The sequence below is a fragment of the Nocardioides guangzhouensis genome (assembly GCF_004519545.1).
Taxonomy (GTDB): Bacteria; Actinomycetota; Actinomycetes; order Propionibacteriales; family Nocardioidaceae; genus Nocardioides; species Nocardioides guangzhouensis.
This window is the reverse complement of sequence record NZ_SDKM01000010.1, coordinates 111,900-126,780: the sequence shown is the minus strand read 5'-3', so window position 1 is coordinate 126,780 and position 14,881 is coordinate 111,900. Positions and strand designations below refer to the sequence as shown.

Annotated in this window: 11 protein-coding genes and 3 tRNA genes; 7 read left to right on the top strand and 7 right to left on the bottom strand. The window is 73.8% G+C overall.

From position 1 onward, the window contains the following. Positions 1-127 precede the first annotated feature (127 nt). From eda to zwf, 3 genes are read right to left on the bottom strand one after another with little or no spacing between them, the layout of a single operon-like run. Positions 128-778 (bottom strand): bifunctional 4-hydroxy-2-oxoglutarate aldolase/2-dehydro-3-deoxy-phosphogluconate aldolase, encoded by a 651-nt coding sequence (gene eda / locus EKO23_RS08775; RefSeq protein WP_246050977.1) that lies wholly within the window; start codon positions 776-778, stop codon positions 128-130. Further along, the gene (gene edd, locus EKO23_RS08770) at positions 762-2,624 is read right to left on the bottom strand and encodes a phosphogluconate dehydratase (RefSeq protein WP_134716265.1); all 1,863 of its coding nucleotides are present in this window, start codon (positions 2,622-2,624) and stop codon (positions 762-764) included. The genes eda and edd overlap by 17 nt, the downstream gene beginning before the upstream one ends. Continuing rightward, complete coding sequence (gene zwf / locus EKO23_RS08765; protein ID WP_134716263.1) at positions 2,621-4,120, bottom strand: glucose-6-phosphate dehydrogenase; 1,500 nt, start codon at positions 4,118-4,120, stop codon at positions 2,621-2,623. The genes edd and zwf overlap by 4 nt, the downstream gene beginning before the upstream one ends. A 138-nt stretch (positions 4,121-4,258) precedes the next feature. Here zwf and EKO23_RS08760 point away from each other — a divergent pair, with 138 nt between their 5' ends. Continuing rightward, positions 4,259-5,434: an ROK family protein gene (locus EKO23_RS08760; RefSeq protein ID WP_246050976.1), complete on the top strand. Its 1,176-nt coding sequence runs from the start codon at positions 4,259-4,261 to the stop codon at positions 5,432-5,434. 22 nt (positions 5,435-5,456) lie between these two features. Here EKO23_RS08760 and EKO23_RS08755 read toward each other — a convergent pair whose 3' ends face one another. Beyond that, the gene (locus EKO23_RS08755) at positions 5,457-6,485 is read right to left on the bottom strand and encodes a hypothetical protein (RefSeq protein WP_134716261.1); all 1,029 of its coding nucleotides are present in this window, start codon (positions 6,483-6,485) and stop codon (positions 5,457-5,459) included. A gap of 467 nt (positions 6,486-6,952) precedes the next feature. Between EKO23_RS08755 and EKO23_RS08750 the strand changes: the two genes are divergently transcribed. After that, positions 6,953-7,870 (top strand): aldose 1-epimerase family protein, encoded by a 918-nt coding sequence (locus EKO23_RS08750; RefSeq protein ID WP_134716259.1) that lies wholly within the window; start codon positions 6,953-6,955, stop codon positions 7,868-7,870. A 58-nt stretch (positions 7,871-7,928) separates the two neighbouring features. Here the strand turns inward: EKO23_RS08750 and EKO23_RS08745 are convergent. Both EKO23_RS08745 and EKO23_RS08740 read right to left on the bottom strand, forming a co-directional pair. Beyond that, positions 7,929-8,005: transfer RNA gene (locus EKO23_RS08745), tRNA-Asp, on the bottom strand. Positions 8,006-8,093: 88 nt separating this feature from the next. Next, positions 8,094-8,166, bottom strand: a tRNA-Glu gene (locus EKO23_RS08740). 135 nt (positions 8,167-8,301) lie between these two features. Here EKO23_RS08740 and EKO23_RS08735 point away from each other — a divergent pair. The 4 genes from EKO23_RS08735 to EKO23_RS08720 all read left to right on the top strand — a co-directional run bounded on the left by EKO23_RS08735 (position 8,302) and on the right by EKO23_RS08720 (position 13,332). Next, a tRNA-Phe gene (locus EKO23_RS08735) sits at positions 8,302-8,378 on the top strand. A gap of 152 nt (positions 8,379-8,530) precedes the next feature. Further along, positions 8,531-11,092, top strand: coding sequence for an SCO7613 C-terminal domain-containing membrane protein (locus EKO23_RS08730; RefSeq protein WP_134716257.1), 2,562 nt, complete (start codon positions 8,531-8,533; stop codon positions 11,090-11,092). 132 nt (positions 11,093-11,224) lie between these two features. Further along, positions 11,225-12,568, top strand: a complete 1,344-nt coding sequence (locus tag EKO23_RS08725) for a hypothetical protein (RefSeq protein WP_134716255.1) — start codon at positions 11,225-11,227, stop codon at positions 12,566-12,568. Further along, positions 12,565-13,332 carry a crotonase/enoyl-CoA hydratase family protein gene (locus EKO23_RS08720; RefSeq protein ID WP_134716252.1) on the top strand — a complete coding sequence of 256 codons (768 nt, stop codon included), beginning with the start codon at positions 12,565-12,567 and terminating at the stop codon, positions 13,330-13,332. The genes EKO23_RS08725 and EKO23_RS08720 overlap by 4 nt, the downstream gene beginning before the upstream one ends. Positions 13,333-13,353: 21 nt before the next feature. Here EKO23_RS08720 and EKO23_RS08715 read toward each other — a convergent pair whose 3' ends face one another. Next, entirely contained in the window at positions 13,354-13,548 is a 195-nt protein-coding gene (locus EKO23_RS08715; protein WP_134716250.1) for a BldC family transcriptional regulator, read from the bottom strand. Positions 13,549-13,732: 184 nt separating this feature from the next. Here EKO23_RS08715 and EKO23_RS08710 point away from each other — a divergent pair, with 184 nt between their 5' ends. Next, the gene (locus EKO23_RS08710; RefSeq protein WP_134716248.1) at positions 13,733-14,812 is read left to right on the top strand and encodes a Glu/Leu/Phe/Val dehydrogenase dimerization domain-containing protein; all 1,080 of its coding nucleotides are present in this window, start codon (positions 13,733-13,735) and stop codon (positions 14,810-14,812) included. Positions 14,813-14,881 lie beyond the last annotated feature (69 nt).

Here is a 14,881-nt window from a genome sequence, read left to right as displayed (position 1 = left end):
TAGCCCGCCGGAGTGAGGGTTCCGGTGGTTGTGGAGGGCGAGGAACGCGCCCGACTCGAAACCACCGACGCCGGGCGGGGTGGTTTCGAGACACTCGCTGGCGCTCGCTCCTCAACCACCGAATCGACTAGAGGGCGGACGCCTCCCGGGCGAGGGTCTCGACCCGGGTCCAGTCGCCGGTGGCGGCGGCGTGGGCGACCACGTCCTTCGGGGTGAGCCAGGAGCCGCCGACGCAGCCGACGTTCGGCAGCGCGAGGTACGACGGTGCGGTGGCCGCGGTGATCCCGCCGGTCGGGCAGAACCGCGCAGCCGGGACCGGCGAGGCGATCGAGGAGAGGAAGGCGGTGCCGCCCGAGGCCTCGGCGGGGAAGAACTTCATCTCCGTGATCCCGCGCTCGAGCACCGCGAGCACCTCGGAGACCGTGGCCGTCCCCGGCAGGAACGGCAGCCCCGTGTCGGACATCCCCCCCAGAAGGTCCGGCGTGGCCCCGGGCGACACCAGGAACTGCGCGCCCGCGTCGAGCGCCTGCTTGGCCTGCCCCGGCGTCAGCACGGTGCCGGCGCCGACCAGGATCTCGGGCACCTCGTCCGCGATCGCGCGGATCGCGTCGAGGGCCGCGGGGGTGCGCAGCGTCAGCTCGATCACCGGCAGGCCGCCGGCGACCAGCGCCCGGGCCAGCGGTACGGCGGTCGCGGCGTCGTCGACGACCACGACCGGCACCACCGGCACCCGGTCGAGCAGGGACCCCTCTACCGACAGCTCAGACCGCCTGGACAACGGGCACCTCCTGCCGGGGCGCGCCGTACGACGGGAACACGCTGGCCCCCGTGTCCGCGGCGCCGACGGTGGCCCGGAACGCGGCGAACAGCTCGCGACCGGTGCCGGCCCACTCCTCGCCCTGCGGCGCCCGGCCCTGCGGCGTACGCGAGGCCAGGTCGACACCGGTGAGGTCGAGCCGGCCGGCGTCGGCGTCGACGGTGAGCAGGTCGCCGTCGCGGAGCCTCGCCAGCGGGCCGTCGAGCGCGGCCTCGGGGGTCACGTGGATCGCCGCCGGGACCTTGCCCGACGCACCGGACATCCGTCCGTCGGTGACGATCGCGACCTTCTGCCCCCGGTCCTGGAGGACCCCGAGCGCGGGTGTGAGCTTGTGCAGCTCGGGCATCCCGTTCGCGGCCGGGCCCTGGTAGCGGATGACGGCGACGAGGTCGCGGCCGTCCAGCTCGCCGTCCTGGAAGGCGGTGAGGAAGTCGGCCTGGTCGTCGAAGACCACGGCCGGGGCGGTCACCACCCGATGCTCGTCGGCGACCGCGGACACCTTGATCACGCCGGTGCCGAGCGGCCCGTTCAGGACCTTGAGGCCGCCGTCGCGGGCGAACGGCCGGTCGGCGGGACGGAGCACGTCGAGGTCGAGGCTCTGCTTCGGGCCCTCCTCCCAGGTGAGCTCGCCGCCCCGCAGCCGCGGCTCGGTGGTGTAGCGCCACAGGCCGTGGCCGGCGATGGTCTGCACGTCGTCGTGGAGCAGCCCGGCGCGGAGCAGGGTGTGCACGAGGAAGCCGATGCCGCCGGCGGCGTGGAAGTGGTTCACGTCGGCCGGGCCGTTCGGGTAGATCCGGCACAGCGACGGCACCACGGCCGACAGCTCGGACAGGTCGTCCCAGGTCAGCGTGATCCCGGCCGCCCGGGCGATCGCGACCAGGTGCATCGTGTGGTTGGTGGAGCCGCCGCTGGCGAGCAGGGCCACGCAGGCGTTGACGACCGCGCGCTCGTCGACGATGTCGGCGATCGGGGTGTACTCCCCGCCCTGCCGGGTGATCTCGGTGGCGCGGCGGGCCGCGGCGTCGGTCAGCGCCTCGCGCAGCTCGGTGCCGGGGTTCACGAACGACGACCCGGGCAGGTGCAGCCCGAGCACCTCCATCAGCAGCTGGTTGGAGTTCGCGGTGCCGTAGAAGGTGCAGGTGCCGGCCGAGTGGTACGACGCGGCCTCGGCCTCGAGCAGCTCCGCGCGGCCGATCCGCCCGGCGGCGTACTCCTGCCGGACCCGGGCCTTCTCGCCGTTCGGGATGCCCGACGTCATCGGGCCGGCCGGCACGAACACCGTCGGCAGGTGTCCGAAGGACAGGGCGCCGATCAGCAGTCCGGGCACGATCTTGTCGCACACCCCGAGCAGCAGCGCGCCGTCGAACATGTCGTGCGACAGGGCGACCGCGGTGGACATCGCGATCACGTCGCGGCTGAACAGGGAGAGCTGCATGCCGTCGCGACCCTGGGTGATCCCGTCGCACATCGCGGGCACGCCGCCGGCGACCTGGGCGATGCCGCCGGCGCGGACCACGGACTGCTTGAGCTGCCGCGGGTAGGTCTCGAACGGCTGGTGTGCCGAGAGCATGTCGTTGTAGCTGGTCACGATGGCCAGGTTCGGCTTGGTGCGGCCGCGCAGCGCCTGCTTGGACGGGGCGTCGGAGGCGGCGAAGCCGTGGGCGAGGTTGGCGCAGGCCAGGCGGCCACGGGCCGGACCGGTGCCGGCGGCGGCCTCGACGCGGCCGAGGTACGCCGCGCGTCCGGCCGCGCTGCGCTCGGTCACGCGTTGCGTGACCTCGGCGACGACGGGGTGCAGTCGGGTCATGAGTCGGACTCCTGCCAGGTTCGGCCGTCGCGCTCGAGGAGGGTCGCGGCGGCGATGGGACCGGTGGTGCCGGCGGGGTACCTGCGGGGCCGGTCGGGCGACGCTGCCCACCGGGTGAGGATCGGCTCGACCCACGCCCACGCCGCCTCGACCTCGTCGCGGCGCATGAACAGGGTCGGGTTGCCCTTGATGACGTCCATGAGCAGCCGCTCGTAGGCGTCGGGCGACGCCTGCGCGAACGCCGTGGCGTAGCTCAGGTCGAGGGAGACCGGCCGCAGCCGGATGCCGCCGGGGCCGGGCTCCTTGGCGGTGAGGTGCAGGCGCATGCCCTCGTCGGGCTGGACCTGGATGTGCAGCCGGTTCGGGGTGGAGCCGCCCTCGCTGTGCGGGAACATCGCGTGCGGCGGCTCCTTGAAGACCACCACGATCTCGGAGGTACGGCGGTCCAGCCGCTTGCCGGTGCGGAGGTAGAACGGCACCCCGGCCCAGCGCCAGTTGTGCACCTCGGCCTTGAGCGCGACGAAGGTCTCGGTGTCGCTCTGGTCGTGCCCCAGGTCGTCGGCGTACGACGCCACGGCGGCGCCGCCCACCAGCCCGGCGTCGTACCGGCCGCGGACGGTGTCGCGGTCGACGTCCGCCGGGGTCATCGGCTTGAGCGCCTGCAGGACCTTCAGCTTCTCGTCGCGGACCGTCTCCCCGCCGACGTACGTCGGGGGCTCCATGGCGACCAGGCACAGCAGCTGGAGCAGGTGGTTCTGCACCATGTCGCGCAGCGCGCCGGCGTGGTCGTAGTAGCCGCCGCGGTCGCCGACCCCGAGCGACTCGGCCACGGTGATCTGCACGTGGTCGACCCAGTGCGAGTTCCACAGCGGCTCGAGGAAGGTGTTGGCGAAGCGGGTGACGAGGAGGTTCTGCACGCTCTCCTTGCCGAGGTAGTGGTCGATCCGGAAGATCTGCGACTCCTCGAACACCTCGCCCACCGCGTCGTTGACGGCCTGCGCGGAGGCGAGGTCGTGCCCGACCGGCTTCTCGACGACGACGCGGGCGTTCGCGTCGGCGGCCCCGATCTCGTCCAGCCGGCGGCAGATCGAGCCGAACAGGCCGGGCGCGACAGCGAGGTAGAACACGCGGACGGTGTCCTCGTGCCGGGCCCGGTCCTTGAGCAGGCCGTGCAGCTCGTGCCAGCCCTCGGAGCCGTTGACGTCGAGGGTGACGTGGTGCAGCCGGGCCAGCATCCGGTCGAGGGCGGCGTCGTCCAGCCGGTCCGCGTCGACGTGCTCGAGGAGCGCGGCGCGCACCTCCTCGCGGTACGCCGCCTGGTCGTGGTCGCTGCGGGAGACTCCGACGATGCGGGTGTCCGCGGGCAGCTGGCCCTCGCGGTCGCGGAGGTAGAGGGCGGGGAGCAGCTTGCGCAGGGCGAGGTCACCCGTCCCGCCGAAGACGGTGAAGTCACAGGCGGGAGGAAGGCCGCCGGGCGCGGTGGTGGGTCCGTGCATGCGCACCACGGTAGGAAGGGTTTGGCCACATCGCAAGCAGATGTATGTTTTTTTGAGATCAAAGTGAACGGAACCGTATCCTGCGGCCAACGGCAGGCAGCCAGGCCGAACCTCAGGGAACAACGTCAGGAGGCACACGTGCACGTCGACGGCGACCAGCTCACCGCCGCGCGCTCGACCGCCGGGATGCTGCTGGACCTGGTCCGGAACGGCCGGGCCAGCACCCGGTCCGACCTGCGCCGGCTCACCGGCCTCTCCCGCACCGCGGTCACCGCGCGGGTCTCGGCGCTGGTCTCCAGCGGGCTGCTGCTGCCCGGCGACGAGCTCGCCTCGACCGGCGGCCGTCCGCCCGAGTCGCTCGTGCTCAACCCCGACGCCGGCGTGGTGCTGGCCGTCGCCGTCGGCCGGTCCCGAAGCCAGGTCGGCGTCTTCGACCTGCGCGGGCAGGAGCTGGCCGCTGACTCCGAGGACCACCCGGCCGGAACCGGCCCGGACGTCCTGATGCCCCGGATCGTCGAGCGGGCCACCGACCAGCTCCGCGGCCGCGCGACGCCGCTGCTCGCGGTCGGGCTGTCCGTCCCCGGCACCGTCGACGAGGTCCGCGGCGCCTGCGTCGACTCCCCGTCCATCCCGGGCTGGGACGGCGTCGAGCTCGGCCCGTACTTCGCGCCGCTCACCGACGCCCCCGTGGTCCTCGGCAACGACGCCGACGTGCTCGCCCAGTCCGAGCTGCTCGCCCGCGGCGCGGTGCTCCGCGACGCTGTGGTCCTCAAGGCGTCGACCGGCCTCGGCCTCGGGATCATCGCCGACGGCCGGCTGCTCAAGGGCCACGTAGGCGCGGCGGGCGAGATCGGCCACACCAAGTCGGCCCGTGCCGACGGACAGACCTGCCGCTGCGGCGCCACCGGCTGCCTGGAGGCCGCGGCCGGCGGCTGGGCGCTCGTGCAGCGGCTGGACCGCCCGGGCGTCGAGCACGTGCGCGACCTGGTCGCCGCCGCGCTCGCCGGCGACGCCACCGCCCGCGGGCTGCTGCGCGAGAGCGGCCGGGCGGTGGGCGAGGTCCTCGCCGTGGTCGTCAATGTGGTCAACCCGCAGGCGCTCGTGATCGGCGGGGACATGGCCGCCGCCTTCGACATCGTCGCGGGCGGCGTGCGCGAGGCGGTCTACGCCCAGTCCACCAGCCTGTCGACCCGCGACCTGCAGCTCCTGCCCGCCGCCCACGGCGACCGGGCCGGGCTGGTCGGGTGCGCGGCGCTCGCGCTCGACCACGTGCTCAGCCCGTGGGCCGTCGACCAGCGGCTCGCCCTCGCCTGATCCGTCCCGACCTGAGGCCGGATCAGGGGACCGTGACCCGGGTCAGTCGACGCGCCTCGATCGCATGCCCCCTCATCCAGGTCACCGCAGCCTCGCCGCCGTCACCCACGGCGATCGCGTACAGGCCCGGCCCGATGGTCGCGGGCGAGATCCGACGGACCGCCGACCACGGGCCGTCCGTGGGTCGCAACCGGCCCCGCATGACCCGGATGTCCCGGCGGGTCAGCCACACCACGAACACGTCCCCACGCAGGTTGGTGGCGACCTTCAGGTCCGGCAGGCCGCCCGGCGCCTTCTGCTGCGCCCGGGCGATCGTCCGGGGATGCCGCCAGGAACCGTCCGGCCGACTCCGCAGCACCCGGACGTCGTGCCGCGCGTTCCACCAGGCGGCAACGGCCCGACCCCGTCCGTCGACGGCCAGGCCCTCCCTGGGGATCGCGCCGCCAGCGGGAATCCTGACCCTCGTCTGCCATGCCCCTGTCGGGCTCATGCGGGCAGCCCAGCTCGACACGACGTCGTACCCGCGGTAGCGCTCCCACACCAGCACGGCCTCGCCCCCCGGGCCGACGGCGAGCTTCGCGTACCCCACGTTGCGGGCCGCGAAGTCGCGCCACGCGCTCCAGGTCCCGTCCGCCGACCGGCGGCGGGCATGCGCCCCCTGGTTGTCGGCGTACGCGACCACCACGTTGCCGGCGTCGTCGATGCCGACCTCGCCGGCGTACCCCCCTCGTGCGATGACGCGCTCGGGCTCGCCCCACTCCGACGTCCCGGCCGCGCGGTACGCGAGGAACATGCTCTCGACACCCCGCACCCAGACCGCGGCAGCCGCCCCGTCACGCCCGACGACGAGGTTGGCGCGGCTCACGAACCGGGGCTCGCCCGACACCACGGCCGCTGGTGACCAGTCGCCCCCCACCGGCCGGGTGGCGGTCATGATCTCGTACGTCCCGGTGAAGTCCCCGTCGGGAGACAAGCCTTCCTCGGTCATCACGACGGTCTGGTTGCCGTCGCCGTCCTGACCGAGATGGCGGTCGACGTCGGGATCACCCATGCCCGGCCATCCCTCGCCACCCGCTCGGATTATCCGGGGGTCCGATGCCGACGGCGGAACATCCCCGGAATAGGCGTTGGACGGCGTGGGATACGGGGGCGGAGCAGCACCGAAGGCCACGGTCGCCCGACCCGACGGGCTCACGACGATGTCAGGGAAGCCGACGGAACGCGATCTCGGAGACAGCGTCCTCACCGGATGGAGGAAGAGCCGGGTCGGGCACGGTGGTGAACAGTCGACCACCGTCGCGGACGCACGCGTGCGCGGTTCGTCGACCACGATCGGACCTGTCAGAGCGGCCACGACCACCGAGACGAGCGCGAGGACCCGCGACGACTGCCTCATCACGACCACCACTTTCCGGCCGACGGTGACGCCACCGTCGCACCGGCGCCCCTGCACCGGCAATAGCCCGAAGGGTCCACGCGCACGGAACCGCACGCCGTCCGGATCCCTATGCTGGCGGCATGCTGCCACCGAGCGGAGCCCAGCTGGAGATCGCGTCGGGGCCCTACCGGGCCGTGATGACCCAGGGCGGGGCCTCCCTCCGCGTCCTGACGTACGACGGGCAGCCGCTCGTCGACGGGTACGCCGAGGACGAGCTCGCCCCGACCTGCCGCGGACAGGTGCTGGTGCCGTGGCCGAACCGCCTCGAGGACGGCGAGTACGTCGTCGACGGCACCACCCACCGACTGCCGCTGACCGAGCACGAGCGGCGCAACGCCACCCACGGACTGGTCCGCTGGGAGACCTGGCAGGTGCGCGACCACGTCGCCGACACCGCAGTCCTCACCTACCGGCTGGCCGCGCGCAAGGGCTACCCGTGGACGCTGGACCTGACCTGGACCTACGCGCTCTCGGACGAGGGCCTGACCGTGACCCAGGCGGCGGCGAACCGGTCGGCGACCCGGGCACCGTTCGCGGTCGGGTCGCACCCCTACCTCACGCTCGGCCACGGGCCGGTCGACCCGTGGGTGCTGCACTCCCCCGCCCGCTCCCACACGCTGACCGACGACCGGCTGCTGCCGACCGGCAGCGAGGCGGTGGCCGGGACGGCGTACGACTTCACCACGCCGCGGCCGATCGGCGGCACCGTGCTCGACGACGCGTTCGGCGACCTCGCCCGGGACACGGACCGGCTGGCCCGGGTGACCGTGTCCGGCGACGGCCGCACGGTCGAGCTCTGGATGGACGAGCACTACCGGTGGATCCAGCTGTTCACCGCCGACGAGGTGCCGGGTGCGGAGCGCCGGTCGCTCGCGGTCGAGCCGATGACCGCCCAGGCCAACGCGTTCCGGACCGGCGAGGACGTGGTCTGGCTGGAACCGGACGGGGTCGACGGCTCGACGTGGACGGGGTCGTGGGGGATCCGGCAGCAGGGCTGAGCGGTACCCCGAAATCACGAGAGGCCCCGGATCATCGATCCGGAGCCTCTGGTGCCAGTGGCGACCCCGACGGGACTCGAACCCGCGGCCTCCGCCGTGACAGGGCGGCGCGCTAACCAACTGCGCTACGGGGCCTGGTTGCTGCCTCATCTGTGAGGCGGGTGGAACTCTAACCTACACTCGCCGCGGTCTCCCAATCGGCGGTGACGGCCGGTCCCACTCGCACCCCCAACGGGATTCGAACCCGTGCTACCGCCGTGAAAGGGCGACGTCCTAGGCCACTAGACGATGGGGGCCTGCCCCCGGGTCCGCACCAGCCGGCGCGCCCGCGAGCCGCACCAGCATAGGGCGCGCGAAGGTTCCGGGCCAAAAGGCAGGCCCGATGCCGAATTCTTGGCCATCGCACCCCTGCGGTATGGTTTCCGCGGCTTGGCCAGGTAGCTCAGTTGGTACGAGCGTCCGACTGAAAATCGGAAGGTCGGCGGTTCGACCCCGCCCCTGGCCACCACCCACGACCGCAGGTCCGGATCCCGGGCCTGCGGTCGTGTCGTTCCAGCCGCCCGGACGGCGGTTGCCCGGACCGATCCGAGTACCCGTGCTCAGCCACGTCGGGCGATCGCGCTCACGACGCGGCCCACGGCCGGCTGGCGCAATGGATGCATGATCCGCTACGCCGACCCCGAGGTCTGCCCGTGCTGCCGGCAGGCCATCACGTACGCCGCCACGCAGTGCCGGCACTGCGACGCCACGCTGACCGGTCCCGACGCCGAGGCGCTGTTCCGCACCCTCACCCACGCCGACTCCCTGGTCGCCAGGCTGGCTGCTGCGGCGGTCGCCGTCGCCCAGCCGGTCGCCCATCCAGCCGCCCAGCCAGTCGCCCAGCCAGTCGGCCAGCCGGTCGCCCAGCCGGTCGCGGCCGGAGTCGCGGCCTCCGCGACCGGTCCGGCTCCCGCGACCGCTCCCCGCATCGACGTCACCGCCCTTCCCGCCTACCCGACCTCCGCGTCGCGCGAGCGGAGCACCGGCCTCGGTGCCGCCTCGGTCCCCCGCATCCTGCTCGGCCTGGGTGCGACCTGCCTGCTGGCGGCGGCGATCGTCTTCCTCGTGGTGGCCTGGGGCGACCTCGGCTTCGGCACCCGCACCGTGATCCTGCTCGCGCTCACCTCCGGCGCGGGCGCCGCCACCGGCTGGATGGCGCGGCGCGGCCTGCCCGCGGGGGCGGAGTCGTTCGGGCTGCTGCTCCTCGGCTTCCTCGTCCTCGACCTGCTCGGCGCCCTCTCGGCCGGCTGGCTCGACGCTGTCTCGTCCACCGGCTTCGTGGCGCTGGTCGGCTCGGTCCTCGGGGTCGTCGGCTCCGCCACCGCGGCCGCGGTGGGGCGCACCTCCCTGCGGCCGCTGGTCGGGGCACAGCTGGTCGCCATCGCTGGGACCGCCCTCGCCGCGGCCGCCGTCACCGACCTGGCCGGCACCGCCGAGGCCCTCGCGCTGACGATCCTGGTTCTTGCGCTGGCCGCGGTCGCCGCCCTGAGCCACGCCGCCGGCCTGCGGGTCGCCGCCGCCGGTGCGACGCTGCTCTGCGGCATCTGGTGGCTGCTGCTGGTCGCCCTCGGTCTCGGACGGGTGCTCGACGACCCGTCGTTCGCGGACGTCTGGCTCCGGATCGAGGGCTGGCCGCTGCTGGCCGCCGCCGGGCTCGCCGCCGCCCCGGCCCTGGTCCGGGCCGCCCCCGAGGCGCTGCGTGTGAGCGCCGCGTCGATCGGTGTGGCCGTCCTGGTCGTGCTCACGGTCGCCCCCGTCGTCGACGAGTCCACCGTCCCTGTCGTGCTGACCGGCCTGGCCGTGGTCGCCGGCGCCGGCGTGGCGTCGTACCTCCTCCCCGGTCGCTGGCAGTGGGTCCTGGTGGCCCCGGCCCTCGCCGCCGGCACCGGTCTGGGGCTGTGGGTGCTCGCCGAGGGTGGCCGCGGTCTCGAGACGCTGCTGGAGCTGGGCGTGTGGACCCTCGGCGCCGGTGACCGTGTCGGCGGTGGCCCCACCCCGGCGACGTGGCTGGTCCTGCTGCCGGCCGCGGCCGCGGCGGCCGTCGCCGCGCTCGCGGTGTCGCTGCGCCCGGCCGGCGGCCCCGGGAGGCGCGGGCTCACGGACCTGGCCGTGGTGGCCGTCGGCGGCACCGTGGCGGTCCTGCCCGGGCTGTACGACGTCCCGCTCGGTTCGGCCCTCGCCGTCCAGGTCGCCGTCGTCGTCGCGCTGGCGACGGCCGGGCTGCGCGCCACGCCGGTGCTCCACGGCGTGCCGGTGACGCTGCCCGCCGCCGGCGCCGCGGCGGTGTCGGTCCTCGCCGCGGTCACCGCGGTCGGCAACGACGTGACCACCGCCGCCCTGCTGACCCTGCTGACCGCGGCCGCCGGCTGGGCCTCGTTCCGGGGCCGGGACGGGGTGCGGGTCGTCGGCGACGTGGCCCTGGCCCCGGTCGCGGGCGCTCTGGTCTGGACGCTGCTGCACCTGGCCGGCGGGGACCTGGTCTGGCGGGCCGTGCCGGTCGTGGTCCTGGCCGGGCTGCTCGCGATCGTCCGCCCGACGTTCGCCCGCGAGCTCGGCGGCACGCTGGCCGTGCTGGTCGCGGTCCCGGTGTCCGTGCTGTCCGGGACCGGCGTCGACCAGACCTGGCTGGCCGTCTACCTCACCCTGGCCGGCGCCCTCGTGATGGTCTCCGCACTGCGCAACCCGGACCGTACCGAGCTGGGCTGGACCGGCCTCGGCCTGCTGACCCTGGCCCAGTGGGTGCGGCTCGAGCAGCTCGGTGTCGGCACCGTCGAGGCCTACACGCTGCCGCTGGCGCTGGTGCTGATCGGGGTCGGGCTGGTCCGGATGCGCGACACCGCGGTGTCCAGCCGCCGGGCCCTCTCCGCCGGGCTCGGGCTGGCGCTCGGCCCGTCGCTGCTGCTGGTCCTGGTGGAGCCGGTCACGATCCGGGCCTTCTGGCTGGGCCTGGCCTGCCTGGTGCTGGTCGTCGCCGGGGTCCTGCTGCGGTGGGCGACCCCGCTGGTCGCCGGTGCCGCGGTCGGGCTGGTGCTGGTGCTCCGGGAGGCGCAGTACGCCTCGGTGGCGCCCCAGTGGGTGCTCATCGGGCTGGTCGGCACGGTGCTCACGGTCGTCGGGGTGACCTGGGAGCAGCGCCTGGCCGACCTGCGGAAGGCGGCGGCGTACGTCCGCCGCCTCCGCTGACCCGGCACAAGATGTGCCGACTCACCACGTCCCCAAGGCGGTGACCCGGCACAAGATGTGCCGACTCACCGCGTCTGGACCAAGGCGACCCGGCACAAGATGTGCCGGGTCAGCGGTCCTAGGGTGAAGGACGTGCTGTCGCCGTTCTCGCCCGTCCACCGGTCCCGTCCGGTCGCGCTGGTCGCGGACGAGCGGCGCACCGGCTTCGTGGCGCCGTACGCCGCGGTGGAGGCGCGGCTGGGCACCCACGACCTGGCCGGTCGTGTGGTGGCCGGGTTCCGCGGGCCGGGCGGGGTGCTGCTGGAGGCGTGGTACGACGGTGGGCGCCGGCTGGCCGGTCTCGACGTCACCGACGGGACCGGGCGCACCACCCACCACCGCAGCCGCCGGCACGGCCGGCCCGACACCCCGCCGGACGGCCTCGCGGCGACCCTGACCGGCCGCCAGCTCACCGTGCTCACGCTCGCCGACGACACGTGGACGCCGCGGGCCAAGGTCGACCTCGCCGACCGGGTGCCCACCACCGACCCCGCGTTCCTGGCCGGGCTCGGGGCGGACACGGCCTGGCTGCCCCGCGAGTCCCACGAACGTACGCCGGTCACGGCGGTGCGGGCGGGCACGTTCGGCCAGCTCGGACTGCGCGACGTCGGGTTCGTCACCCACGCCGACGGCACACCGTACGAACGCGACGGGCGGCTGCTGGTGACCGCCACCCATGCCGGTCCGGGCTTCTTCGACACCGCCCACACCGGCGTCTGGGGGTTCGACCCCGACACGTTCGCCCTGGAGCACCGGGCCGACCTCTACGTCCACCGCGGCGGGCGGGTGCTGGGCGACCACGCGGTGCACCTGGTCCGCGACGGCGACCGCTGGCTGTTGGCGTCGAGCACCTGGGGCGACTTCGACCACACGTCGATGGGCATCACGCTGTCCACCAGCACCGCGGACCTGCTGGCCGGCGAGCACGTCCTGGACGCGGTGCCGCTCGCGCTGCCGGTCGGCGACCTGCCGACGCCGTGCGTGGGCACCTGGGACCCGCACCTGGCGGTGGTCGACGGGCACTGGCACGTGTCGTTCGTCGCGGCCCGGAAGTTCTTCGACTTCTACCCGGCCCTGGCCCGGGCTCGGGAGCCCGGCCGGCTGGACGGCTGGGAGCTGCTCGGCGCCGCCTCCGACCGCCGCGGCACCGAGGGCGCGATGCTGGCCCGGTTCGACGGGACCTGGCGGGTGCTGGCCAGCGACGGCCGGGACAACCCGAAGCCGCTGCGCGGCCGGTTCCCCGTGTTCGACCTCGCGATGACCGAGGTCGGCTCGCTGGACGCGCCGTACCCGACGAACATCCCGTGGCCCTCGCTGGTCGAGCGCGACGGGCGGTGGCTGCTGCTGACCTTCGACGGGACGCCGTACGGTGGCGGCGTCGCCGGCTACGGCACCCACGGCGACGTGCTGGTGCTGCGGACGGAGGGACGCCCATGAACGAGCCGGTGCGGGTCACCCACGAAGGTCCGGTCACGACGGTCACGCTCGACCGGCCCGAGGTGCGCAACGCGGTCGACGGACCGACCGCGGCGCTCCTGGCCGACGCGTTCCGCGCGTTCGAGGCCGACGACGCAGCGCTGGTCGCGGTGCTGACCGGCGCCGGCGGCACCTTCTGCTCCGGAGCCGACCTGGCCGCGATCGGCACCACGCGCGGCAACCGGGTGGCGCCAGACGGTGACGGCCCGATGGGCCCGACGCGGCTCCGGCTGACCAAGCCGGTGATCGCGGCGGTCGAGGGCTACGCGGTGGCCGGCGGGCTCGAGCTCGCGCTCTGGGCCGACCTGCGGGTGGCCGCCGAGGATGCGGTGCTGGGCGTGTTCTGCCGGCGCTGGGGCGTGCCGCTCATCGACGGCGGCACGGTGCGGCTGCCGCGGCTGATCGGGCAGTCCCAGGCGCTGGACCTGGTGCTCACCGGGCGCCCGGTGCCCGCCGACGAGGCGCTCACGATGGGCCTGGTGAACCGGGTGGTCCCCTCCGGGGAGGCGCTGGCCGCGGCCCGCGAGCTGGCCGCGCAGGTCGCCGTACACCCGCAGGTGTGTCTTCGGCACGACCGGGCCAGCCTGCTGGAGCAGGCCGACCTCGACTTCGAGGAGGCGATGGCGAACGAGCTGCGGCACGGGATGGTGCCGCTGGCGGCCGAGAGCGTGGAAGGAGCCGCCCGGTTCGTCGAGGGACGAGGCCGGCACGGCTCCTTCGGGTGATCGTTCAGTTGTGGATGGAGCTCACTGCGATCCGTCGGCCTCGAGTAGCTGTCGGACCTCCGACTCACGGAAACGGCGATGCCCCCCGAGAGTGCGGATCGACCCGATCTTGCCGGCCTTGGCCCAGCGTGTCACCGTCTTCGGATCCACGCGGAACAGGGCAGCAACCTCGGACGGCGTGAGCAGGTTCTCTGCTTCGTCGATTCGCGGGTTCATCTTGTGGCTTTCTGCTCCTTGAGAGTTGCTGGCGTCCGGGATCGCCGGACGTGTCTGGTTTTCGCGCAGTGCCCCTCCCCCTCCTAGTCTGGGGTAGAGGTGTCTGCGCCACCCATGCGGGACCTCACCAAACAGGACAAATGATGCCACAACCAGTTGGCTGATACAGAGAAAGGTCGCCACCGTGACCGGGTTCCCGTCCGAGCTGCTCGACACCGAGCACGAGCAAGTCGTCTTCTGCCACGACCAGGAGAGCGGCCTCAAGTCGATCATCGCCCTCCACTCCACCGCGCTGGGTCCCGCCCTCGGCGGCACCCGCTTCTACCCGTACGCCAGCACCGCCGACGCGGTCGCCGACGTGCTGAACCTGTCGCGCGGCATGACCTACAAGAACGCCCTCGCCGGGCTCGACCTCGGCGGCGGCAAGGCGGTCATCGTCGGGGACCCGACCGCGATCAAGACCGAGGCCCTGCTGCGGGCCTACGGCCGCTTCGTCGAGTCGCTCAACGGGCGCTACTACACCGCCTGCGACGTCGGCACCTTCTCCGAGGACATGGACCACATCGCTCGGGAGAGCTCGTTCGTCACCGGCCGCACCGTCGCCCACGGCGGCGCGGGCGACAGCTCGGTGCTCACGGCGTACGGCACGTTCCAGGGGATGCGCGCCGCCGCCGAGGCGACCTGGGGAGAGCCGACCCTGGCCGGCCGCACCGTCGGCATCGCCGGCGTAGGCAAGGTCGGCCGGCACCTGGTCCGCCACCTGATCGAGGACGGCGCCACCGTTGTCGTCACCGACGTCTGGGCGCCCGCGGTCGAGCGGGTCCGCGACGAGTTCCCGCAGGTCACCGCGGTCGAGTCGACCGAGGCGCTGGTCGCCTCCGAGCTCGACGTCTACGCCCCCTGCGCGCTCGGCGGCGCGATCACGGACACGGTCGTCCAGCAGCTCAGCGCGAAGATCGTCTGCGGTGCGGCCAACAACCAGCTCGCGCACCCGGGCATCGAGAAGCAGCTCGCCGACCGCGGCATCCTCTACGCCCCCGACTACTGCGTGAACTCCGGTGGCGTCATCCAGGTCGCCGACGAGCTCGAGGGCTTCTCCTTCGAGCGCGCCCAGCACCGGGCGTCCGGCATCTTCGAGACCACCCGCCGGGTCTTCGAGCTCGCCCGGGACGACGGCGTACCCCCGGCCATCGCTGCCGACCGCCTCGCCGAGCGCCGCATCCGCGAGGTCGGCCGCCTGCGTGGCCTCTACCTCAACCGCTGACCGAGCTGCCCGATAGTCCCGAACGAAACGGTCGCGGATCCATCCGCACGACGACCGTTTCGTTTGGGA